Source organism: Corallococcus sicarius, from assembly GCF_003611735.1.
Lineage (GTDB): Bacteria > Myxococcota > Myxococcia > Myxococcales > Myxococcaceae > Corallococcus > Corallococcus sicarius.
In genome coordinates this window covers 53,330-73,600 of the sequence record NZ_RAWG01000003.1, presented here as the reverse complement: position 1 = coordinate 73,600, position 20,271 = coordinate 53,330, and the positions used below count along the sequence as shown (strand labels likewise).

16 protein-coding genes are annotated in these 20,271 nt (G+C 70.9%); 6 read left to right on the top strand and 10 right to left on the bottom strand.

All coding sequences use genetic code 11. The features are described from left to right. Positions 1–46 precede the first annotated feature (46 nt). Positions 47–766: a thioesterase II family protein gene (locus tag D7X12_RS00955; protein WP_158619915.1), complete on the top strand. Its 720-nt coding sequence runs from the start codon at positions 47–49 to the stop codon at positions 764–766. Further along, on the top strand, positions 763–2,505 hold the full coding sequence (locus D7X12_RS00950) for an acyl-CoA dehydrogenase family protein (protein ID WP_120623379.1): 1,743 nt from the start codon (positions 763–765) through the stop codon (positions 2,503–2,505). The genes D7X12_RS00955 and D7X12_RS00950 overlap by 4 nt, the downstream gene beginning before the upstream one ends. A gap of 10 nt (positions 2,506–2,515) precedes the next feature. On the opposite strand, the gene D7X12_RS00945 is transcribed toward D7X12_RS00950, so the two are convergent. The 4 genes from D7X12_RS00945 to D7X12_RS00930 form a co-directional block, all read right to left on the bottom strand. Further along, complete coding sequence (locus D7X12_RS00945; RefSeq protein WP_120623378.1) at positions 2,516–3,844, bottom strand: metal-dependent hydrolase family protein; 1,329 nt, start codon at positions 3,842–3,844, stop codon at positions 2,516–2,518. A 54-nt stretch (positions 3,845–3,898) separates the two neighbouring features. Further along, positions 3,899–5,260, bottom strand: coding sequence for an FAD-binding oxidoreductase (locus D7X12_RS00940; RefSeq protein ID WP_244224268.1), 1,362 nt, complete (start codon positions 5,258–5,260; stop codon positions 3,899–3,901). 210 nt (positions 5,261–5,470) lie between these two features. Next, the gene (locus D7X12_RS00935) at positions 5,471–7,153 is read right to left on the bottom strand and encodes an SH3 domain-containing protein (RefSeq protein WP_120623376.1); all 1,683 of its coding nucleotides are present in this window, start codon (positions 7,151–7,153) and stop codon (positions 5,471–5,473) included. Positions 7,154–7,202: 49 nt separating this feature from the next. Beyond that, positions 7,203–8,186 carry a hypothetical protein gene (locus D7X12_RS00930; protein WP_158619914.1) on the bottom strand — a complete coding sequence of 328 codons (984 nt, stop codon included), beginning with the start codon at positions 8,184–8,186 and terminating at the stop codon, positions 7,203–7,205. A 268-nt stretch (positions 8,187–8,454) separates the two neighbouring features. Between D7X12_RS00930 and D7X12_RS00925 the strand changes: the two genes are divergently transcribed. After that, positions 8,455–10,140 carry a DUF4082 domain-containing protein gene (locus tag D7X12_RS00925; RefSeq protein ID WP_158619913.1) on the top strand — a complete coding sequence of 562 codons (1,686 nt, stop codon included), beginning with the start codon at positions 8,455–8,457 and terminating at the stop codon, positions 10,138–10,140. A gap of 27 nt (positions 10,141–10,167) precedes the next feature. On the opposite strand, the gene D7X12_RS00920 is transcribed toward D7X12_RS00925, so the two are convergent. From D7X12_RS00920 to D7X12_RS00900, 5 genes are all read right to left on the bottom strand, one after another. After that, the gene (locus D7X12_RS00920; RefSeq protein WP_120623373.1) at positions 10,168–11,448 is read right to left on the bottom strand and encodes a right-handed parallel beta-helix repeat-containing protein; all 1,281 of its coding nucleotides are present in this window, start codon (positions 11,446–11,448) and stop codon (positions 10,168–10,170) included. Further along, on the bottom strand, positions 11,448–13,175 hold the full coding sequence (locus D7X12_RS00915; RefSeq protein ID WP_120623372.1) for a caspase family protein: 1,728 nt from the start codon (positions 13,173–13,175) through the stop codon (positions 11,448–11,450). Before D7X12_RS00915 ends, D7X12_RS00920 begins: the two co-directional genes overlap by 1 nt. After that, positions 13,172–13,675 carry a cupredoxin domain-containing protein gene (locus D7X12_RS00910; RefSeq protein WP_147443470.1) on the bottom strand — a complete coding sequence of 168 codons (504 nt, stop codon included), beginning with the start codon at positions 13,673–13,675 and terminating at the stop codon, positions 13,172–13,174. Before D7X12_RS00910 ends, D7X12_RS00915 begins: the two co-directional genes overlap by 4 nt. 197 nt (positions 13,676–13,872) lie before the next feature. Continuing rightward, positions 13,873–14,358 carry an RNA polymerase sigma factor gene (locus D7X12_RS00905; protein WP_120623370.1) on the bottom strand — a complete coding sequence of 162 codons (486 nt, stop codon included), beginning with the start codon at positions 14,356–14,358 and terminating at the stop codon, positions 13,873–13,875. Between the two features lie 90 nt (positions 14,359–14,448). Further along, positions 14,449–15,435, bottom strand: coding sequence for an NAD(P)-dependent alcohol dehydrogenase (locus D7X12_RS00900; RefSeq protein ID WP_120623369.1), 987 nt, complete (start codon positions 15,433–15,435; stop codon positions 14,449–14,451). A gap of 37 nt (positions 15,436–15,472) precedes the next feature. Between D7X12_RS00900 and D7X12_RS00895 the strand changes: the two genes are divergently transcribed. The 3 genes from D7X12_RS00895 to D7X12_RS00885 all read left to right on the top strand — a co-directional run bounded on the left by D7X12_RS00895 (position 15,473) and on the right by D7X12_RS00885 (position 18,655). Further along, complete coding sequence (locus D7X12_RS00895; RefSeq protein WP_120623368.1) at positions 15,473–16,087, top strand: hypothetical protein; 615 nt, start codon at positions 15,473–15,475, stop codon at positions 16,085–16,087. After that, positions 16,084–17,097, top strand: a complete 1,014-nt coding sequence (locus D7X12_RS00890) for a DUF2071 domain-containing protein (protein WP_120623367.1) — start codon at positions 16,084–16,086, stop codon at positions 17,095–17,097. The genes D7X12_RS00895 and D7X12_RS00890 overlap by 4 nt, the downstream gene beginning before the upstream one ends. Positions 17,098–17,206: 109 nt before the next feature. Further along, a complete protein-coding gene (locus D7X12_RS00885) occupies positions 17,207–18,655 on the top strand; it encodes a glycoside hydrolase family 43 protein (RefSeq protein WP_120623366.1) in 1,449 nt (482 codons plus the stop codon). A gap of 79 nt (positions 18,656–18,734) precedes the next feature. Here the strand turns inward: D7X12_RS00885 and D7X12_RS00880 are convergent, their stop codons facing one another. Further along, the gene (locus D7X12_RS00880; protein ID WP_120623365.1) at positions 18,735–20,045 is read right to left on the bottom strand and encodes a DUF4082 domain-containing protein; all 1,311 of its coding nucleotides are present in this window, start codon (positions 20,043–20,045) and stop codon (positions 18,735–18,737) included. Between the last annotated feature and the right edge of the window lie 226 nt (positions 20,046–20,271).

Below are 20,271 nucleotides of genomic sequence, written 5' to 3'. Positions count from 1 at the left end.
GCCCCCTTCCTGGCTTGCCTGCCGCTTGCGGCGCCCGGAAGCCCCCGTGCGTCTCTTCTGCTTCCCTCACAGCGGCGGCTCCGCGGGCGAGTACGTGCGCTGGGCGGACGCGCTCCCGGACATCGAAGTGTGGGGCGTGCAGCTTCCCGGACGTGGTGCGCGCGCGGAGGAGACGCCCTTCAGCCGGATGCGCGAGCTGGTGGACACCCTGGTGGCCGAGGTGGACTTCGGGACGTCCTTCGCCTTCTTCGGACACAGCCTGGGGGCGCTCGTGGCCTTCGAAACGGCCCGGCGCCTGCGCGACCTGGGCCGCACGCCTCCAGACCGGCTGTTCCTCTCCGCCGCCCCCGCCCCGCAGCTTCCTCCGCGCGGCATCCCCGCGAGCCACCTGGACGACGACGGATTGATCACCGCGCTCGCACCCACCTACGGCGAGCTGGCCGTGGAGCTGCGGGAAGACGCGGAGCTGCGCGAGCTGCTCCTGCCGGGCCTGCGCGCGGACCTGGCAGTCGTGGAGTCCTACCGGCATGAGCCCCACGCCCCCCTGGACTGCGCGATGACCGTCACGGGCGGCACGCAGGACGACCTGACCCGCGAAGAGCTGGAGCCCTGGCGCGTCCACACCACCGGCCCCTTCGACTTCCACCTGCTGCCCGGCGGCCACTTCTACCTGCGGGAGCAGAAGGACTCGCTCCTGCGCCTCGTGGCAGAAGCGCTGCGGCAGGGCCGCCCCCACACCGTTTCCCGAAGGGACGTGAAGCCATGAGCCAGCCCCTGCATCCCGCCATCCGCGCCCGCGAGGGCTTCCTGGGCCAGCTCTTCGCGGGGAAGCTCCGCTGGGACCTCGTCCGCGCATTTCCCGAACAGGACCCCGAGGAGCGTCGCGAGGGCGATGCCGTCATCACCGAGGTCGACCAGTTCCTGAAGGAGCACGTGGACGCGGTCGAGGTGGAGCGCACGGGCCGGCTCTCACCGGAGCTGATCGAAGCCCTGCGCGCGCGGGGCTATTACAAGCTCCCGGTGGAGCGGGAGCTGGGCGGCCGGGGGCTCTCGCTGCTGAACACCTTCCGCGTCATCGAGGCGGTGATGAGCCGGTGCCTCCCGGTGGGCTACACGCTGGCCATCCACAGCGGCCTCGGCGCGGGCGCCATCATCGAGGCGGTCCAGGCCGGTCCGCTCAAGGACTACGTCCGCGCCCGCGTCGCCGACGGGGCCATCTCCGGTTGGGCCGACACCGAGCCCACCGGGGCCTCCGCGCGGCGCGCGTCCACCACCGCCACGCCCACGGAGGATGGGACGGCGTATGTGCTGAACGGGGAGAAGGTCTACATCGGGAACGGCTCCATCGCGGACCTCCTGAACGTCACCGCGACGCTCTGCGAAGACGGCAGGGAGCAGATCAGCCTCTTCTTCGTGGAGACAACGAGCCCCGGCTTCCGCGTCCGCGCCGAGCACGGGCTGATGGGCCTGCGCGGGCTGCCCATCGCCGCGCTGAGCTTCGACAACGTGCGGGTGCCGAAGGAGCGCATGCTGGCGATGTCGCAGGAGCACTGGCGCAACACGCCGCTGCTGGAGCCGCTCAGCGCCCTGGGCCGCATGTACATCATCGTGGCGGCGTCCCTGGCGCTCTCCAAGCAGTGCCTCCAGTGGTCGCGCGAGTTCCTCCACCGGCGCCTCGCCCAGGGGCGCATGCTCGGCGACTTCGAGGAGATCCAGCGGCAGGTCTCCGCCACCGCCGCCGAGGTCTTCGCCCTGGAGAGCGTGGCCCGCTGGAGCCTCACCGGCGTGACGGTGGACACCCTGCCCATGCGCTGGTTCGAACAGGTGGCGGCCAAGAACATCGCCTCCCTCGTGTGCGCGCGCATCGCGGACCGGACCCTGTCCCTGCTCGCCGCCGAGGGCTACGAGACGGCCGGGAGCAAGGCAGCGCGGGGTGCGGTACCAGCGCCGGTGGAGCGCGTCCTGCGCGACGCCCGGGCCTTCCGCGTGGCGGGCGGCGTGGACTTCCTCGTGGACCACAAGGCCGCGCGAGAGGGCCTCTTCTCCCTCTACTACCCGTCACCCGCGCAGGCCGTGGAGCAGGAGTCGCCCCCCCCGCCGCTGCCCGTGGAGGAGCACCTGTCACCCCGCAACCGGGAGCACCTCCAGCACACGGCGCGAGAGGTGCACCGGCTGTCCCGGAAGTGCCAGGAGTTGTCGCGCCGCTACCCGGACGCAAGCGTGCTCTACGCGCGCCAACGGACGCTCATCCTGCTGAACCAGGTCTGCAATGAGCTGTTCACCCAATCCGTCACACTGGCCCACGCCGCGGCCCTGGCGGAGCGAGGGCAGCCCCACGCGGGCGACCTGGCGGACGTCTACTGCACCGCCGCGCGCTACCGCCTGGAAGACCTCTGGCGGCAGCTCGACGCGGAGGCCGAGCCCGACTTCGCGGGGGTGAGCGCCCGCTGGTTGTCCGGGAGCGAGCTCGACTTCCTGCTGTGTGACGTGCTCATTCGGCCGTGAGGCTCGGGGTTCAGCGCGGGGCGGTGGCCGGCGCCGCGTCGTTGCGGTGGATGATGCCGTCCTTCATCACGAAGAAGACCTTCTGCGTGGCGCGGATGTCATTGAGCGGATTGCCGGGCACGGCGACGACATCCGCCAGCTTCCCCGGCTCCAGCGTCCCCAGCCGGTCCGCCACGCCCAGCAGCTCCGCCGCGTACACCGTGCCAGCGCGCAGTGCCTCCGCGGGCGGCATGCCGGCCTGCACCAGCAGCGCGAACTCCTCCGCGTTGCGCCCGTGGGCGAACACGCCCGAGTCGGTGCCCAGGGCGATGCGCACCCCGATTGCAATCGCCTTGCGCAGCACCTGTTCGCGCCGCTGATCCACCGTGCGGAGCTTGGCGACGGTGTCCGGCGGCAGGTTGCCCTTGTCCGCCAGCTCCTTCGCGCCGAAGAAGGCGAGGGCCGTGGGCACGTACCAGGTGCCCTTGCGCTTCATCAGCGCCAGGGCCTCGTCGTCCAGGAGGGTGCCGTGCTCGACGGAGTCCACGCCCGCGCGGACGGCGCGCTTGGCCCCTTCGGCGCCGTGGGCATGCGCGGCCACCTTGCGCCGGTGCGCGTGGGCCTCGTCCACCACCGCGTCCAGCTCCGCCTGGGTGAACTGCGGTGCGTCCGGCTCCGCGTTGAAGCTCATCACGCCGCCCGTGGCGCAGACCTTGATGAGGTCGGCGCCGTACTTGAGCGTCTCCCGCACGCGGGCGCGCAGCGCGTCCGGGCCATCCGCCACGCCGGGGCTGGCGTCGTGGGCCATCAGCCCCTTGCGCCACGAGTTGCCGTAATCACAGTGCCCGCCCGTGGAGCTGAGGCTGGACGAGGCCGCGAGGATGCGCGGCCCCACCACGTTGCCGCGTGCGATGGCATTGCGCAGGCCCACGTCGATGAAGTCCTCCGCGCCCAGGTTCCGCACGGTGGTGAAGCCCGCCATCAGCGTGACGCGGGCCCAGGGCAGCGTGTCGAGCGTCTGCTCGGGAATCGTGCGCTGGAAGCTGTCGATGACGTCCTTGCGCCAGTCGGGCCCGGGCTCCACGGTCAGGTGCGTGTGCGCGTCCATGAAGCCCGGCAGCAGCGTGGCGTCCCCCAGCTCCACCACCGTGGCACCCGCGGGCACGGGCGCCTTCGCGCCCACGCCCACCACCTTCCCGTCCGCCACCACCACGACCCCCGGCGTAACGACCTTCCCCGTCTTCGCGTCGAAGAGGCGCGCGGCCTTGAGGACCTGGGCAGCTCCGGGCCTGGCAGCGGGCTCGGCGGCGGAGGCGGACAGGGACAGCAGGAGGGAACCCAGGAGCAGGGAGCGGCGCATGGGAGCCACTTGCCGCCCACCCTGCCCCTGAGTCAAGCAACCGCCCGTCCCTCCTCAATGCGCGACGTGTGGGGGCGGCACCGGGTCCGGCTGGATGTTCTGGTTCACGCTGAAGAGGTTGGTGGGGTCGTAGCGGTTCTTCACCGCCAACAGCCGCGCGTAGTTGTCGCCGTAGGTCGCACGCACGCGGTCCTGGCCCTCGTCCATCATGAAGTTCACGTAGGCGCCGCCCGCGGAGTACGGGTGCACCGCGTCCCAGTAGTCCTTCGCCCAGGCGGTGATGTCCGCCGCCCGCTCCGGCGAGGGGTCCACGCCGACCATGACCTGGGACCAGCGTGCGTCGCGGAAGCGGAAGGCCGTGTCATGCGGGCCCACCCGATGCGCCGCCCCATCCACGGGGTAGAGGTGCATCGTGGAGTGCATCGTCGGCAGCCGCTCGGCGAACTCCACGTGGCGCGCGATGGCCTCGTCGCTCAGCTCGCGCACGAAGTCCGCGCGCCAGTACCACTGCAGCCCGGGCGGATAGAGCCCGTCGAAGGCCGCCTGCAGCATGGGGTAGGGCATGGGCTGCACGCCGTGCAGGGCGGGCTTGAGCGCTTTCACGGGCGCGAACAGCGCATCCGCGCGCGCGGGGGCCCCGGTGTAGCACCACACCACGCCGCACATCTTCTGCAGGTGCAGGGACTCGGGGAACGGAGGCGCGGGCGGCACGGTCATGAAGGCGAAGAAGCCGTTGAGGTCCTCGGGCGCGGCCGGCAGGAACTCGCGGTACCAACGCATCACCTCCGCCGCGCGGTCCAGGGGCCAGAGCGTGGGGCCTCCCACCACGATGCCCACCGGGTGGGCCCGGAAGAGGAACGACGTCACGACGCCGAAGTTGCCGCCTCCACCGCGCACCGCCCAGAACAGGTCCGTGTGTCGCTCCGCGCTGGCGGTGACGAGGCGTCCGTCCGCGAGCACCACGTCCACGGCGAGCAGGTTGTCGATGGTGAGGCCAAAGCGGCGCGTGAGGTGGCCCGTGCCGCCGCCCAGCGTGAGGCCGCCCACGCCCGTGGTGGAGATGATCCCCGACGGCACGGCGAGTCCGAAGGCGTGCGTGGCGTGGTCCACGTCCCCCCAGACGCAGCCCCCCGCGACCCGCACCGTGCGCGCCTCGGGGTCCACCCGCACGTCGCGCAGGTGCGACAGGTCGATCACCAGCCCGTCGTCGACCAGGCCCAGGCCGGCGCCGCTGTGTCCGCCGCCGCGCACGGCCAGGGCGAGCCCCTGCTCGCGGGCGAAGTTCACGGAGGCGATGACGTCCGCCACGTCGGCGCAGCGGGCCACCATGGCCGGACGCTTGTGGATCATCGCGTTGTACAGCTGGCACGCCTGCTCGTAGTCAGCGTCCCCTGGCCGGAGGAGTGGGCCCCTCAACTGTGCCCGGAAGTGTTCCACGCTGTCCGGTGGCAGACCTGCGCCCGATTGCGGCGGCACGCGGTGGGTTTCGAGAGTCACGGGGTTTCCTCCTGTGAGAAGGCAGCGACACGGCGCCTGACCCAACGAATGCGCACGGTGCTGGCCCCACGCAGGGCCTCCAGGCACGGGGAGGCGGGAGGAAGCCTCCTCGCACGCGTCGACTTCATCTCAAGGGGGCGAGCACGGCCCCTGGGCCCGGGCAAGGAAGCGCCAGTTCACCCAGCCCCGCTTGCCCTCCACGGTCAGCACTTCGGCCCAGGTCTCCCGGGTCACCGTGCGCCGGCGCAGCTCGCGGACGCACCGGGTCCCGGGTGCCAGCGCGGCCACTTCCAGGGAGCGCCAGTCCGGCACCTCCCTCACGCGCAGCACATCCCCGGCCTTCACACCGGACACCGTGGCCCAGGTCTCCTCCGGGACGGGCGTGGGCGCCGCGTCCTTGCGCTGGAACATCAGCGTCTTCAGGAAGGGGTTCCAGAGGTAGAGCCCCTCGGGGCCTTCCGTGAAGTGACAGGCGTAGCCCATCGGGAGCCGCTCCGTGCGCCAGCCCTTTTCGGGCGTGCCCCGGAGCAGCAGGGCATTGAAGGCGAACACGAACTCGCCCCCTTCGAGTGCGGCGGCGCAATCCGCGTCGTCGCGTTGCCCATACATGATGAAGTCCTTGTCCTCCGCCTGCGCCAGGGCCAGCTCCGTCCCGGGTCCGGCCAAGGGCAGTTGCAGCGGCTGCCAGGTCTTGCCATCCGGGCGCCACTGCATTTCGCTCCCGCGGAGGCAGCCGGTGGCATTGCACTGCTCACGGGGCGCGAGGCGCGCTTCCATGAACTGATCCGTCTCCGACGGCCCTCCTACCCGGCGCCAGCGTGCGCCGTCGTGACGGAAGGTGCCGTACTGGCTGACGACCCCCGGCAGCCCCCTCGCGTCGATGCTCGCGCGGTCCGGGCGGTGGTGGCCCTCCGGGGCGACGGGCGGCAGCGCTGGCAGGGCCACGGTCCGCCATGAGCCACCTTGCGTGCGCCAGAGCATCCGACTGCCGCTCAGGAAGCAGGGAGCGCAGCCGCCGCCCACGTGCACGAAGCCCAGGTCCGGGCTGGCCCAATCCAGCTCCGTCGTGAGCGCCTGCCAGCGCTCGCCGTCGAAGCGGTGGAGGGAGTGCGTGCCCATCTCGTTGCAGAGGGCAACGGGCCGCTCCGGCGATCCCAGCAGGGTGACCTCATGCGTGCACTGCGCCAGGAAGAAGCGCTCCAGCTTCCCGAGCGGGTGCTCCCGCGTCACGGTGAGGCGCGCGGTCTCATAGGCACGGTAGAGCCACAGGGGCTCACCGGGCCCGCCTCCGAACAGCACATCGAGCTCCTTCGCGAACTGCGTCCCCTTCACGGAGGGAGGCGTCCGTCGCTGACCTCCCGACTCGACGACGAGATGCTCCTTCTCCAGGAAGAACCGCACACCGGGCCGGGGCTCCCGCACCTCGGGTTCGGGAGGCGTCGCGGGCAGCTCGTTGTCCGGGACGAGCGCCAGCGCCCCGATGCGGTCGTCCACCTTCGCGCGGACACACCGCACGCGGTCACACGCGAAGAGCCACAGCGCGCCTCCCGGCGCATCGGCCAGCGTCAAGCGCCGCAGCGGCCCCAGGCCCGTGTCCAACGTGTCCCGCCATGCACCCGCGCGCGAGAGCATCACCACGCCGGAGCGGACCCCGTGGGTGACGAGGGTGTCACCCCGCGCGGCCACCAGCCCGGGGTACAGGGGCGCGGGTAGCACCGCGCACCAGCCGGAGCTGCTGCAGTGCTGCCCGGTGAGCTGCGGCAGGGTGACGGGAGCCTGGGTCAGGAGCGCGGTGAGGAAGGCGAGGAACATGGGGGTCGCTCACTTCTGGAATGCCGTGTGGACCGCCGTGCGACGTGCATCACTTCGCGGGAGGGCGGGCGTCGCGCAGGGCACGCTCCAGCAGCGCCCAGGGCACCGTCTTCCCGGAGCCGTCCTCCTCCCCCTCGGTGGACTCGAGCAGCACGCCCTCCTGCGTCACCTCGCGCGGCAGGTACGCATCCGGGTCGAACGTGGCCGTGCGGTCCAGGCCCAGATGCCACGCGGCCCCCGACTCCACGTCGATGGCCACCAGCGAGAAGCCCGGGTCCATGAAGACGGGCACCTTCAGCCAGGCCCGGCCCCGGTGCATCCCCAGCAACTCCAGGCCGCTCCCGGACGCCGCGAGCCACGCCGAGCGGTGGCGCTTCGGCTGCTCCAGCACCACGTACGTCTCCTTCTGGGTGGGACGGCTGGGACTGGAGAAGAAACGGAGTCGTTGGGCGCCGACCTCCCGCACCGCGTCCTCACGGACACAGCAGTCGCCCCGGTGGACGGAAAGGAAACGGCCGGAGGTCACGAATCCCTTCGGCGCGTTGATGGAGGCGTCCTCCTCCTCGGCGAAGATGTTCGAGTCGGCCCATGACAGGGATTGCGCCACGGGGAGCCCCCGCGACCATCGCGGAGGCGGCTGCGTCACGGCCCGCACGTTGAAGGCGCCAGGAAGCGCCTTCGCCCCCCGGGAGCGCGCGGGGGGCTCTTCGTCGGTGTCCTCTTCCCTCATGGGTGGAAGGGGCTGGAGTGCCGGAGCGATGGCGGACTGATGCTCGGGCTTCTTCGAATCGCGTCGGGCCCCGCCCAGCCAGGACAGCAACAGCTCGCGCTCCGGGTTCGTGGGGGGCTGGCCCGGACGGTGGATGAACATGGCCGAGCAAGCCGGGTTGCCTCCCGCGCACTCCATCTGGAGGGCCACGGTCCGACACGTCTTCGGAAGGATGAGCCACAGCCGCTGCGTCACGTACTGGCCGGAGCCCGAGGGACCATTCGCCTCGCGGAGCCGGACGGCATGGCCTGCTGGGGTCTCCACGAGCTCCGCCGTCGTCCCAGAAGCTTCCCCCAGCAAGGAAGGCAGCGTGCACGAGGCCACCGCGGCGCGAGCCTCGGCTCCGGCTGTTGCGCCCGCGTCCGGCGCCGACACGACGACTGAGACCGCAAGGAAGAGGAAGAGGCCCATCCCCCGGCCTAGCGCCCCGGATGTCGGCGCGTCAATCCGCCGACTTTCTTCACAGCGGGTTCCCACGAATCGCGGCTCGCGCATTAGCCGCCCGAAAGAAATCCTTTCGGAGGAAGTCCCCATGAGAATTCGGAGTCTTGGCGCGGTCCTGTTCGTTGTCCTGTCCGCATGTTCCACGGGCCCCGCGGATGAAGTCGCGGGCCCGGACGCACTCGCCGGTGAGCAGCAGGCACTTGAGCCGGGCGAGGTCTCGCTGTTCCTCGACTCCGCCCGTCCCACCATCGCGATGGACAGCGATACCGGCGCGGTGGAGCTGGGAATGAAGTTCCGTGTGTCCGTCCCGGGCACCGCCCGCGGCGTGCGCTTCTTCAAGGGCGGCGCCCAGAATGTCGGCCCGCACCGCGTGAGCCTGTGGAACCGGACGGGCGCGAAGCTCGCGGAGGCGACCTCCACGAGCGAGACGACGACGGGTTGGCAGACGGTGCGCTTCGCATCCCCCATCAACGTCAGCGCGGGGACGACCTACGTCGTGTCGTACTACGCCTCGGCCGGGCGGTATGGCGCGACCGTGGGCGGCTTCAACGCGGAGAAGTCACGCGGCCCCATCCAGGGACTCGCGTCGGGTGTGGACGGAGTGAATGGCGTCTACCGCTACGGCGGCGGCTTTCCGACGCAGGGCTTCCAGAACACCGACTACGCCGTGGATGTGGTCTTCCTGCCGGACGGCACCGAGCCCCCGGCGGACACCCAGGCGCCGACCGCACCCTCGGGACTCGTCGCGTCCGCGGCGTCCGCGAGCGCCATCAACCTGGGCTGGAACGCCTCCACGGACAACGTGGGCGTCGCGGCCTACGACGTCTTCCGCAATGGCGTGAAGATCGCCTCCACGGCGAGCCGCACCTACGCGGACTCCGGCCTCGCGGCGGCCACGGCCTACAGCTACCTGGTGAAGGCGCGCGATGCCGCCGGCAACGTCAGCGCCAACTCGAACACCGTCACGGCGACGACGAACTCCAATCCGCCGGCCGGTGGCTTTCCGACCGCGAGCACGACGGGCGTGCCGGCGGGAACGCAGCTCACGGCCTACACCGGCCCGTGCACCCTCACCGTGGCCAACACCGTCATCGACTCCAAGACGGTGAACTGCGACCTCAACATCCGCGCAGCGGGCGTCGTGATCCGCAACTCGAAGATCAACGGCAGCGTCGCCACCGACGAGAGCTCCACCGGCTTCTCCTTCACGATCACCGACTCCCACGTCGACGCGGGTGACCGCATCGTCACGGGTGTGGGGGCCGTGAACTTCACCGCCATCCGCGTGCACGTGCAGGGCGGCAATCGCTCCATGCACTGCTGGCACGACTGCGAGATCCGCGACTCCTACGTCCACGGCCAGATGACGGACGAGACGGGGACCGCGCACGAGTCCGGCATCCGCATGGGCCGCAACGTCACCCTCCGCCACAACACCATCACCTGCGACGCGCCGGACGTGCCTCCCGACGCGGGCTGCTCGGCCGCGCTCACGGGCTACGGCGACTTCGCCCCGGTGGAGAACAACCTGGTGGAGAACAACTACTTCCCCGGCACCACGGGAGGCTTCTGCGCCTACGGCGGGTCGTCGCAGGGCAAGCCGTACTCGGGCGCGACGAACAACATCCGCTTCATCGGCAACGTCTTCGGTCGCGGTTCGAGCGGGCGCTGTGGCTACTACGGGGCCATCACCAGCTTCGACACCTCGGAGCCGGGGAACGTCTGGTCCAACAACACCTGGGTGGACGGAACGGTCCTCCCTCCCTCGAACTAGCGAACGCCCCAGGGCCTCCCGGAGGTCTCAATCGTGTCGCTCGATGGGGACCTCCACGCCCGTGGCCTCCCAGACGTTGCCCGCGGCGGACAGCTGCGTCTGGGTGCTCACGAGCACGGCGCAGTCGTAGAACGTCCGGGCGCCGAAGACGTTGTTGCGCACCACCATGCCCGGAAGGCTCGCGCCGCCCGCGTGTCCCAGGTTCACGATGCAGCTGCCACGGTCGAGCCGGTTGCGCTCAATCCTCACATCGCGCGCCGGTCCGACCTGCTGGTTCACGAAGACCGCCGCGCCGACGTCCTCCCCCGGACCGTGCACGTTGCTGTCATAGATGCCGATGTCGCGCCCATCGAAGACGCTGATGCCGTACTGGGCGCCCACCGGGTCGAGCGCGTGGACCCACGAGGCCTCCACCCGCGCGCCGGACTTGAGGCTCATCCCGACCACCACCCCGTGCACGTCGAGCCGGCGCGCGGTGAAGCCTCCGCCCATCACGCCCCACTGGAGCGTCGAGGACTCCTCCGCGAAGACCTCGAGGTCCTCCAACACGACGCCCGTCGCGCCCGTCACGCTGATGATGCCGCCAATCTCGCGGGGCACCGGCGCGTGCACCACGCACCGGCGCACGGTGACGTTGTTCGCGCGGATGATCAGCCGACCGTGGATGTCGCGGTCCTCGAGCACGGCCCCCGGCGTGTCCAGCACCACGTCCCCCTCGTGCCGGATCAGGGACGCGCCCGCGGGGACCCCGGTGTTCAGCGGGCCGGGGAGGTCCGGGTTGGCGCGGCAGGAGACGTTGGCGGGACAGGTCTTGCACACGCCGTCCTCGCACCGGAAGCCATCCGCGCATTCGATGGGTTCGGAGCACAGGGGCTGCGCGAGCCCGAGGTCTTCGAGCGCGGAGAGCTGGCCGAAGCTCCGTGTCCCTTCACTCCAGGAGCCGGCCATCGGGGCCGGTCGGCCATCCCCCGTCACGCGGACAAGGGAGGCAGGGCCCCGGTAGCCCGGCGCCGACTCGGCGCGCATCTCCACCTGCGCGGGGACGGCGAGCGTCCGTGCGGAAGGCTCCAGGGCATAGGTCACTCCCACCGACCAGCCCTGCACCCCCAGCTCCCGGAGCGAGACCGTCTCCTCGCCATCGAGCGCACCCGGCGGAAGGGTCACCCGGACACGGCCATCGCGCGAGGTGACGGTGCCGCCTTCACGCCCGATGACGCGAACGTCGGGCCGCCCGCGTGCATCGAAGAGGCCTTCACCACACGCGCACGCGAGCAGGCCCAGGGCCGCGACGAGGAGGAGGTCACGCATCAGAGTCGGAAGCCCAATCCAGTGACGGCTTCGAACGCGGGCCGGAGGACCACGCGGTCATTCAGCCGGAACGAGGCGGCCTGTGCCTCCGCTTCCGAGAACCAGGAGACCCGGCCCCCGAGGGGCAGCGCATACGAGAGCACCGCCCCCGCGCGCCCGCGGAACGCCGTCCCCGCCGACGTGCTCGCCACCGACTGCCGGACCGCATCCGCGCCCAGCCGTCCGCCGGCTTCGAGTCCCCGGACGGGAAGCCTCCAGAGCCACGCGATATCCCCTCCGAGGCTCCGGAGCGCGTAGGGCAGCCCGGCATCCTGGCCCTGGCCGTCCTGATATCTCGCGCGGATCCGCAGCGTCTGGGAGGTGCCCATCGCGAGGTCGCCTCCCAGCAGCAGCGCGGGCGCAAGCCCCATGCCCCGAAGTGGCGGCGTGTTGAGGCCGACCGCTGCGAGGAGCTCCAGCTCCCGTCCGAAGCCCTCGCCCCGGAGCGCGTCGCCCTTCTCCCCGCGGTCGGCGAAGGGACGCTGTGTCAGCGTGACCGTCGTGGCGGTCCGCTCCTCCCCTTGCGTGAGCGCGAAGGCACCGGTCCGGACATCGTTCGCGGTCGTGCGGATCAACCGGTAGCTTCCGGCACGCAGCGCGAGCTGCCGTGGCTTCACGGGATCCTCACGAAGCTCCAGCACCTCGCCGAGTCCCTCGTCGCGCACGACGAGCCAGCGCCTGTCGGGCTCCGACCCCGGGGCGAAGACGAGACGCGCATCCGCGCGGCGCAGTTCGGTGAGCACGAGGTCGCCCTTCCCTTTCAGGTCCAGGGCGTACGTGGGACGCTGGGCGACGCCGGAGACCTCGGCCGTATGGGAGACGGTCTTCGCATAGGCGTAGCGATAGGCCTCCTGGAGCGTGATGCGGCTGTCTCCATCGGCGTCCGCCGCGCCGCGAAGCCCGGCCGTCAGGTGGTGCGTGAAGAAGCTCCCGCGCAGCTCCGCGCTCTCAAGCGCGTTCTCCCCCGGGCCGGAGGACGCGAGGATCGCGGTCCCATCCGGGGACTCGTCACTTGTGACGTTGAGCTCGAACCCGCCTGGAAGGGCCTTCGCCCCCTTCGAGGTGACGAGCCCTCCGGACCTGCACGCATCCACGAAGGCCAGTCGCACGTGCGCGCGCGAGGCCCCGAGCAGCTTCCTCAACTCCGCGAAGGCGACGCTCTCGCTCCCCAGCTCCAGGCCCTGCTCCGTGGCGTGGCCGGACCAGTAGAGGAGCAGCAGGTTTCGCCGCGAGGAGCGGCGGGCCGCTTCGACGATGCGTTGTTCGAGCGCGCGCACCTCCACGAGGAGCTGCGCACGGGTGGGCTGATGCAGCACGCGCACGTCCTCGGCGCGAAAGCCCCCGAGTTCCTTCAGTGCATCCGCGAAGCGCGAGGCATCCGCCTCCGCAAAACGAAGCCGCGCGTGGCCCGGGGCGCCCACGTTGCTGCCGACCGCGATGGCGAAGCGCCGCTCGGGCAACTGAGCCCTCGCGGAAGCAGCGACGAAGAGCACGGCGATCAATGCGAATCGGCTCATGGCGCTCTTCGCTGCGGAAGCCGCGAAGAGCACGGCGCCCAACGCAAGCCGGCTCATGGCGCTCTTCGCTGCTGAAGCCGCGAAGAGCACGGCGTTCAACGCAAGCCGGCGCATGGCGCGCTTCGCTGCTGAAGCCGCGAAGAGCACGGCGTTCAACGCAAGCCGGCTCATGGTGCGCGTCGCTCAAGCAGCACCGTGGCGGTCCGAGCGCCGGGGATGTGAACCGCCTTGGGGTCGCGCACCGGGCTCCCCTGGAGGGCCTGCTCCACGACGCCCCAGCTCAGGGGCTCCTGCGAGATCACCGCCCAGATCCGCTCCGGTCCTTCCGCCGCATCGAGCACCGCGCTGCCCGGAAGCAGCTGTGCCCCATCCACCGCGAGCGGCGTCGTCCCTTCCGCGGGCGCGAGGCGGGAGACAGCGCCCGTTGAATCGACCGAAGCAATCCAGACGAAGGCCGCTGAGCCCGGTGCCACCTGGAAGCGCAGCGCCTCTCCCGGTCGCACCCGCTCTCCCTCGGTCGCGGCCCGTGGCTCGCCCTGCCCTCCGACGTAGACGGTCAGCTCCCCGCCCTTGGTCGCGTAGCGCGGGGCCTCCGGCGGTGGGAAGCGGAGGAGGAACAGGGCGGCTGCGGCGAGGGCGGCTGCCGGCAGCAGCGGGGCCCATCGCCTCATCGGCGAAGCCCTCGCCTGCGTCTTCGCCATCCAGAGAGGACCTTGACGCGCGAACACGCGCGCGGCCTCCCCGGCGGAGCGCTCCCAGGCCTGACAGTGGGCACACCCCGCGATGTGCCTCGCGGTGGCGGGATTCGCGCTCAGCAGATGCTCCTCGAGCAAAAGGTCGCTCGGGCACTGCGCCGTCCGTGGTGCGTTCATTCGAAGACCCCGCGGCGGGCGTTCGCCAGGAAGAGCTGGATGCGCTTGCCGACCGTCTTGCGTGAGAGGCTGAGGAGCTCCGCGGCCTCCTCCTGGGAATGGCCGTCCACGAGCACGAGCCACGCGACCATGCGCTCGTGCTCCGTGGCGCAGGAGAGCGCCTTGAGCGCCATCTGCCGGTCTGCTACCTCCGCGAAGCTGTCCGTGGGCGCCGGTGCGTCGTGGTTCAGCTCCGTCCCGCTCGCCGTCTCCCAGGCATCGTCGCGCAGCTGGGCAAAGCACACCCGCGTCGCGACGACGTAGACCCAGCGCAGCTGTTCGGGCTCCGGAGGCAGCCGGGAGCGATGACGCACCAGCTGCATGAAGACCTTCTGACAGGCGTCCGCGGCCTCGTCCGGATTGCGCAGGATCTTCAGACAACGGCGGTAGATGGCCGGTCCAAGCCTGCGGCAGACCTCGCTGAGGGCATCACCGTCGCGCATCAGGGAAATCCGACGAGGGGGAGAGGGACGTCTATCGCGGCGACGCCCAGCGTACACCCAGCCTTCGAGCAGAGAAAGGCACGGCGGTGTTCAGGACGCCGCCGCGACGTCGTTGGTGACGACGACCTTCCCCCGGGTCCGGCCACCCTCCAGGTAGTGCACGGCCTCACGACCTTCACGGAGCGGGAACGTCTTGTCGATGACCGGCATGAGCTTGCCGGCCTCGATGAGTTCCTTCAGGAACGCCAGGTCCTCCTTGCGCGCCAGCGCGAGCAGGCCGCGAAGCTTGTGGCTCACGAAGGGTGAGAGCGCGAGCGCCTGGAGTTGACGCTCGTTCCCTCCAAACCAGCGTCCCCCCTCTTCGCCTCCAACGAGCACGAGCGTCCCCTGGGGCGTGAGCGCACGCCGCAGGAGCGACAGGGGACGGTTGCCCGCCGTGTCGAGGATGAGGTCGTAGCGCTGCGCAAGCGCCGTGAAGTCCTGGCGGGTGTAGTCAATGACGTCGTCCGCGCCCAGCGAGCGCACCCAGTCCACCTTCGTGGTGCTGCACACGCCGGTGACGTGCGCGCCAAGCGCCCTGGCCAGCTGCACCGCGAACAATCCCACGCCCCCGCCGGCTCCGATGATCAACACCTTCTGCCCCGGCTGGAGCCCTCCCGAATCGCGCAGCGCCTGCAGCGCGGTGGAGGCGGAGGTGGGGACGGCCGCGGCCTGCTCGAAGGTAAGGTTGGAGGGCTTGCGCAGGAGCTTGTCCTTCCGGGCGCACGCGTACTCCGCGAGCGCGCCGTCGCAGACGCCGAACACCTCATCGCCCGGCTGGAACTCCGTCACGCCCTTGCCGACGGCCTCGACGCGACCCGCGACATCCATCCCGCGAACGGCGATTTTCGGGCCCCGCAGTCCAAAGCCCAGGCGCACCAGGTACGGCAGGCCCGTCATCAGGTGCCAGTCCCCCATGTGGAGCGCCGCCGCGTGGACCCGCAGGAGCACGTCGTTCTCTCCCACCCGGGGTACGTCGATGTCCCGCAGGTGCAGGACCTCGGACGAGCCATACCTGTCTTGAACAAGGGCCTTCATGACGTGTGCGTCTACCAGAAGCAGTAGCATCCCGGGCGTGAACCGCACCGAAGCCACCCAGGCCCTCGAACTCATGCGCCGCGTCGTCGCGCAGGCCCGCGACGACACCGCGCTCCAGAACTGGGGCGCCATCTGGATGCTCCACGCCTTCATCAACGGCGGGGGCTTCCTGGCCACGGACTGGCTCTGGGCGCAGGGGCAGCGCGGCCCGGGCGCCTTCGTGCTGCTCTGGGGCGTGCTGCTCGGCGTCAACCTCACCAGCATCTTCTTGATGAAGCGCGGCCAGCAGGCCGGGGTGCGCTCGTTCATCGAGCGGCAGATCTGGGCCATCTGGACCACCTTCATCGGAGGGCTGGTGCTGGTGGCGCTGCTCAACCTGCTGCTCGGGTTGGACCGGCTCTTCGTGCCCGCGGTGGCGTGCGTCCTGTTCGCCATGTCCTTCGCGTCCATGGGCGCGCTGATGGGCCGCATCTGGTACGGGATGGCCCTGCTCTTCGCGCTGGCCGCCCTGGGGATGACGCGCCTGGAGGCGCACGGGTTCGGTGTGCTGGGCGGGCTCTGGTTCCTCGTCCAGTTCGGCTCCGGCCTCGCGCTGCATCGCGCCCGGAGCCGACGGCTCGCCGCCGGGGACACGGGGCCGAGGCTGGTATGAGCGCGGAGTCACTCGCGGCCCTGGTGGCGCTGGCCCTGGAGCCGCTCGGGCTCACCGAACGGACGCTCACGGCGCGGCTGAAGGAGGCCGGTGTCGTGGAGCCCGCCTCCGTGCTGCGGCAGCTCGTCGCGGCGGGGCAGGTGCAGGCCTCGCGCGGGGCGTGGGTGCTGACGCCGTCGGGACACGAGGCGCTGCGGGAGGCGCACGCCGCGCTCGCGCGGGCCCACGACCCCAGCCCCAGCTCCGAGGGCATGGAGGTGTGTCCTTCCGTGCCGTGGCTCACGCAGGTGCAGACGCACTGGGTGGAGGCCGTGTCGCTCAACTACGCGGTGGACCCTGCCCTCCTCGCGCGCCTGCTGCCCGCGCCGCTGGAGCCGGAGCTCTTCCACGGCACGGCCTGGGTGCAGGTGCTGATGTCCTCCCTGCGCGACATGCGGCCCCGGGGCTTGTTGCCGCTGCTGGGCGTCTGCTTCTACCAGGTGAGCTACCGGGCCGCGGTGCGCTACCGCAACGCGAACGGCGACTGGCGCCGCGGCGGCTACTTCGTGCGCAGCGAGACGAGCGATCCGGTGATGCGCAGCGTGGGCAACGCGCTCAAGGAGTTCAAGTTCCACGAGTTCGGCGAAGCCCAGATGGTGATGGCGCGCGAGGGAAACCTGCTCACGCTGGGCGTGGATCCGGAGCCCGCCTTCCCCGGTGGGAAGCTGGTGGGCGTCTTCGACACGGAGCCCCGGACGCAGCCGCCCGCGGGCAGTGTGTGGAAGGACCTGGACGCGCTGCATGAGCCGCTGGTCGAGTGCTACGACGCGCTCGGCGTGGCGGACGGGTTCGTCTACCTGCTGACCATCGACCGCGAGCCCTGGAACGCGCGCTTCGCCACGCCGGTGCAGTTGTATTGCGAGTACCTCCAGGAGGGCCCGCTCGCCCCGGGCGCGAGGCTCGACTCGGTGCTGCACCTCAAGGAGTGCGCCTACCGCTGGCGCCCGCTGCGTCGCGAGCGTTACGCGTGAAATTCAAGCTTAGATGATTTAACACGTATTGCGTGCTAGGTCGGGCCTCCACCGTGCTGTCTGCCCGCGCTCGCTCCTGACGAGGGAACGGGCGCTCGGAGGTCATCCCATGAAGAACCCGTCGCTCATTCCGGCCCTCGCGCTCCTGGGGGCCGTCTCGGTATTCGCTCCCGGCTGTGGCGACGAGCGTTCCGACGTCCCGCTCCCGGACGAGGCCCCGGTCGGCACCGCCAGCGGAGCGCTCGCGTGCAGCACGCGCATCACCTACGGCGACCGGTGGATCCGTCCCTCGACCCACCCGGCGCAGTACGACATCGCGGGCGAGCTGGTGACCTGGGACGGCCGGTGCATCAACGAGGGCACCAACTCCTACGCCCTGCTGTCGAATGGCTGGAAGCCGTACTTCACGGGCAACAACGCGTGCGTGCTGGCGCTCGACACGGATTGCGCGGGCGCCACCGCGTGCACGACGCGCGTCACCTACAGCGCGACGTGGCTGCGCCCCTCGGGGCACACGGCCCAGTACGACGACGTGGGCGGGCGCGTGTTCTGGGACCGGGGCTGCACGAACGAGTCCCCCAACTCCTACACGGTGCTGTCGAACGGCTGGAAGCCCTACTTCAGCGGATTGAACGCGTGTGGTCTGTCATTGCGCTACACGGGCTGCGGCGGGCTGTATCAGAACCCGGTGGTCCCCGTGGACTGCGCGGACCCGGGCGTCATCCATGACGGCACGAAGTACGTCGCGGCCTGCACGTCGGGGGGCGCGGCCAACGCTTTCGGGCTGCGCACGTCCCCGGACCTGGTGACCTGGACGAGCGCGGGCTCCATCTTCCCGTCCGCGCGCAAGCCGACGTGGGCCACGGGCGACTTCTGGGCGCCGGAGATCCACAAGGTCGGCACGCGGTTCATCGCGTACTACACCGCGCGTCACACGGACGGAAAGCTGTCCATTGGCGCCGCGACGGCGGACAGCGCGCTCGGGCCGTACACCGACCTGGGCCGGCCGCTCGTGCACGACGCGGGCATGGGCATGATTGACGCGACGTTCTTCCGCGACACCGCGGGGGTGCCGTACCTGGTGTGGAAGGCGGACGGAAACGCGGTGGGCCAGCAGACGCCCCTCTATGGCCAGACGCTGTCGGCGGACGGCCTGTCGCTCACCGGCACGCGCCGCACGCTCATGACCAACAACCTCGCCTGGGAAGGCGGCGTCGTGGAGGCGCCGTGGGTCGTCGCGCGGGGCGGCTACTACTACCTCTTCTACAGTGGCAACGCGTACTACAACAGCACGTACGCGGTGGGCGTCGCCCGCGCCACCAGCCCGCTGGGCCCGTACACGAAGCTGGGCGCGCCCATCCTCACGACGGGCGGCGGCTGGGTGGGCCCGGGCCACAACTCCGTCGTCACCGGACCGGGCGGCGACACGTACATGGTCTATCACGCGTGGAACAGCGCCCACACGGCGCGGGTGATGCTCGTGGACGCCATCACCTGGCCCAATGGCTGGCCCGCGGTCCCCGAGGCCCCGTCCATCAGCTCCCGGCCGATGCCGTAGCGGAAGCAGGCCTGACAGGCCTGACGTCGCACCGCTCCGGGGAACACCGTTCCCCGGAAGCGGCAGTCGCCACGACGGATCAGCGAACGCGGAAGACGGGCTCCACCCAATAGTTGGAGCTCTGCCAGCTCAGCGTGGGGAAGGTGCCCTCGGGCCCGTAGGCGAAGACGCCACCGTCCGCCTCCACGCGCAGCGGCTGGCTGTAGTGCGGGATGACGAAGGCCTGCGAGGCCACGGTGTAGCCCCCCGCCGGCGCGTAGTACGACACGGTGTACGCCGTGTTCTCCTGCACGGCCACGTCCGGGGAGAGGTTCACCGTCTGCCAGCCGCTGCCCGGCCCGCCCTCACCCACGAAGATGCCCGTGGCCAGCAGCACGCCCTGCGCGTCCCACAGGTGCACCACGCGCTCCTCCAGCGGAGCGCCGGGGTCGCGGTAGAAGCGCACGGCATCCACGATGCCCGGCACTTCGCTCTTGAAACGCACGCCCACCTCCACGCCCTCCGTGTCATCCGACGCGAAGACGCCGGAGGGCGTGGGCGTCTGCCACAGGCTGTAGGCGCGAGGGGCGGGCGTCACCGTCGCGCGGTAGGACGGGGCGCTGGTGCCGTACGTGTTGGACGCGCGCACCTGGTAGAAGTACGCGACGCCATTCGTGACAGCGGTGTCCAGGTACGCCGTTCGCGTGAGGCCCGCCGCCACCGTCTGGTACGGACCGGCCTCCGAGGTCGCGCGAAGCACCGCGTAGGTCTGCGCCCCGGATGCGGCATCCCAGCGCACCGCCGCGGCGTTGTTGCCAGGATAGGCCCGCGTGAAGAACGGCGTCTCCGGAGGCGCCTGCTTCACGAGCGGCTCCACCCAGTAGTTGGAGTGGTTCCACGTCTGCGTGGGGAAGGTGCCCCGCGGGCCGTAGGCGTACACGCCGCCGTCGACGGGCACCGACAGCACCCCGGCGGTGTAGCCGCTGGCGAAGGCGCCCTCGGTGACGGTGTAGCGCCCCTGGGGTGCGTGGTAGGAGACGACGTACTGCGTGTTCGCGGCCAGCGGGACGTCCGGGTAGAGATCCAACGTCACCCAACCCGTGTGCGGACCGCCCTCCCCCACCCAGACGCTGGAGGCGAGCAGCGCGCCGCTCGCGCTCCAGACGTGCACCGCGCTGGTGGTGAGCGCCGCGGCCGGATCCCGGTAGAAGCGCACCTTGTCGAGGGCCGCGGGCGCGGAGCTCTGGAAGCGCACGCCCACCTCCACGGCCGTGGTGTCCGGGTCGAGCTGCGCCGGAGCTGGCGCGGTGGTGCCGTCCCACAGGGACGCGGTGCTCTGCGCGCGCACGAGCCCGGGCGCGCAGAGCAGCAAGGCGAACAACGTCGAGGAGACCATTCCAACCGGCTTCATCAGGGACCTCCCGTCCACGCAGGGCGGACGCGAATGACAGGCGGCGCGGTGGCGCCCCGGACCCGTCTAACCTGATTTCCAGGGGCATGCGCGGCCGTGCCCCGGACGCGGGGAGTGTTCACCTTCCCAAAGGTCGAGGCCGCCAGGGGCTTGCCGCTCCCAGGTGCCAATGACGATACCGCCCTGTCGGTTTCAAAGGACGACGAGCTCGTGAGCCCACCCGCCC

Bases quoted from the DNA above. Each gene is read 5' to 3' on its own strand.
- D7X12_RS00950 (WP_120623379.1), top strand. From the start codon at position 763: ATGAGCCAGCCCCTGCATCCCGCCATCCGCGCCCGCGAGGGCTTCCTG.
- D7X12_RS00945 (WP_120623378.1), bottom strand. From the start codon at position 3,844: ATGCGCCGCTCCCTGCTCCTGGGTTCCCTCCTGCTGTCCCTGTCCGCC.
- D7X12_RS00935 (WP_120623376.1), bottom strand. From the start codon at position 7,153: ATGTTCCTCGCCTTCCTCACCGCGCTCCTGACCCAGGCTCCCGTCACC.
- D7X12_RS00925 (WP_158619913.1), top strand. From the start codon at position 8,455: ATGAGAATTCGGAGTCTTGGCGCGGTCCTGTTCGTTGTCCTGTCCGCA.
- D7X12_RS00920 (WP_120623373.1), bottom strand. From the start codon at position 11,448: ATGCGTGACCTCCTCCTCGTCGCGGCCCTGGGCCTGCTCGCGTGCGCG.
- D7X12_RS00915 (WP_120623372.1), bottom strand. From the start codon at position 13,175: ATGAGCCGGCTTGCGTTGAACGCCGTGCTCTTCGCGGCTTCAGCAGCG.
- D7X12_RS00910 (WP_147443470.1), bottom strand. From the start codon at position 13,675: ATGAGGCGATGGGCCCCGCTGCTGCCGGCAGCCGCCCTCGCCGCAGCC.
- D7X12_RS00905 (WP_120623370.1), bottom strand. From the start codon at position 14,358: ATGCGCGACGGTGATGCCCTCAGCGAGGTCTGCCGCAGGCTTGGACCG.
- D7X12_RS00900 (WP_120623369.1), bottom strand. From the start codon at position 15,435: ATGAAGGCCCTTGTTCAAGACAGGTATGGCTCGTCCGAGGTCCTGCAC.
- D7X12_RS00890 (WP_120623367.1), top strand. From the start codon at position 16,084: ATGAGCGCGGAGTCACTCGCGGCCCTGGTGGCGCTGGCCCTGGAGCCG.
- D7X12_RS00885 (WP_120623366.1), top strand. From the start codon at position 17,207: ATGAAGAACCCGTCGCTCATTCCGGCCCTCGCGCTCCTGGGGGCCGTC.
- D7X12_RS00880 (WP_120623365.1), bottom strand. From the start codon at position 20,045: ATGAAGCCGGTTGGAATGGTCTCCTCGACGTTGTTCGCCTTGCTGCTC.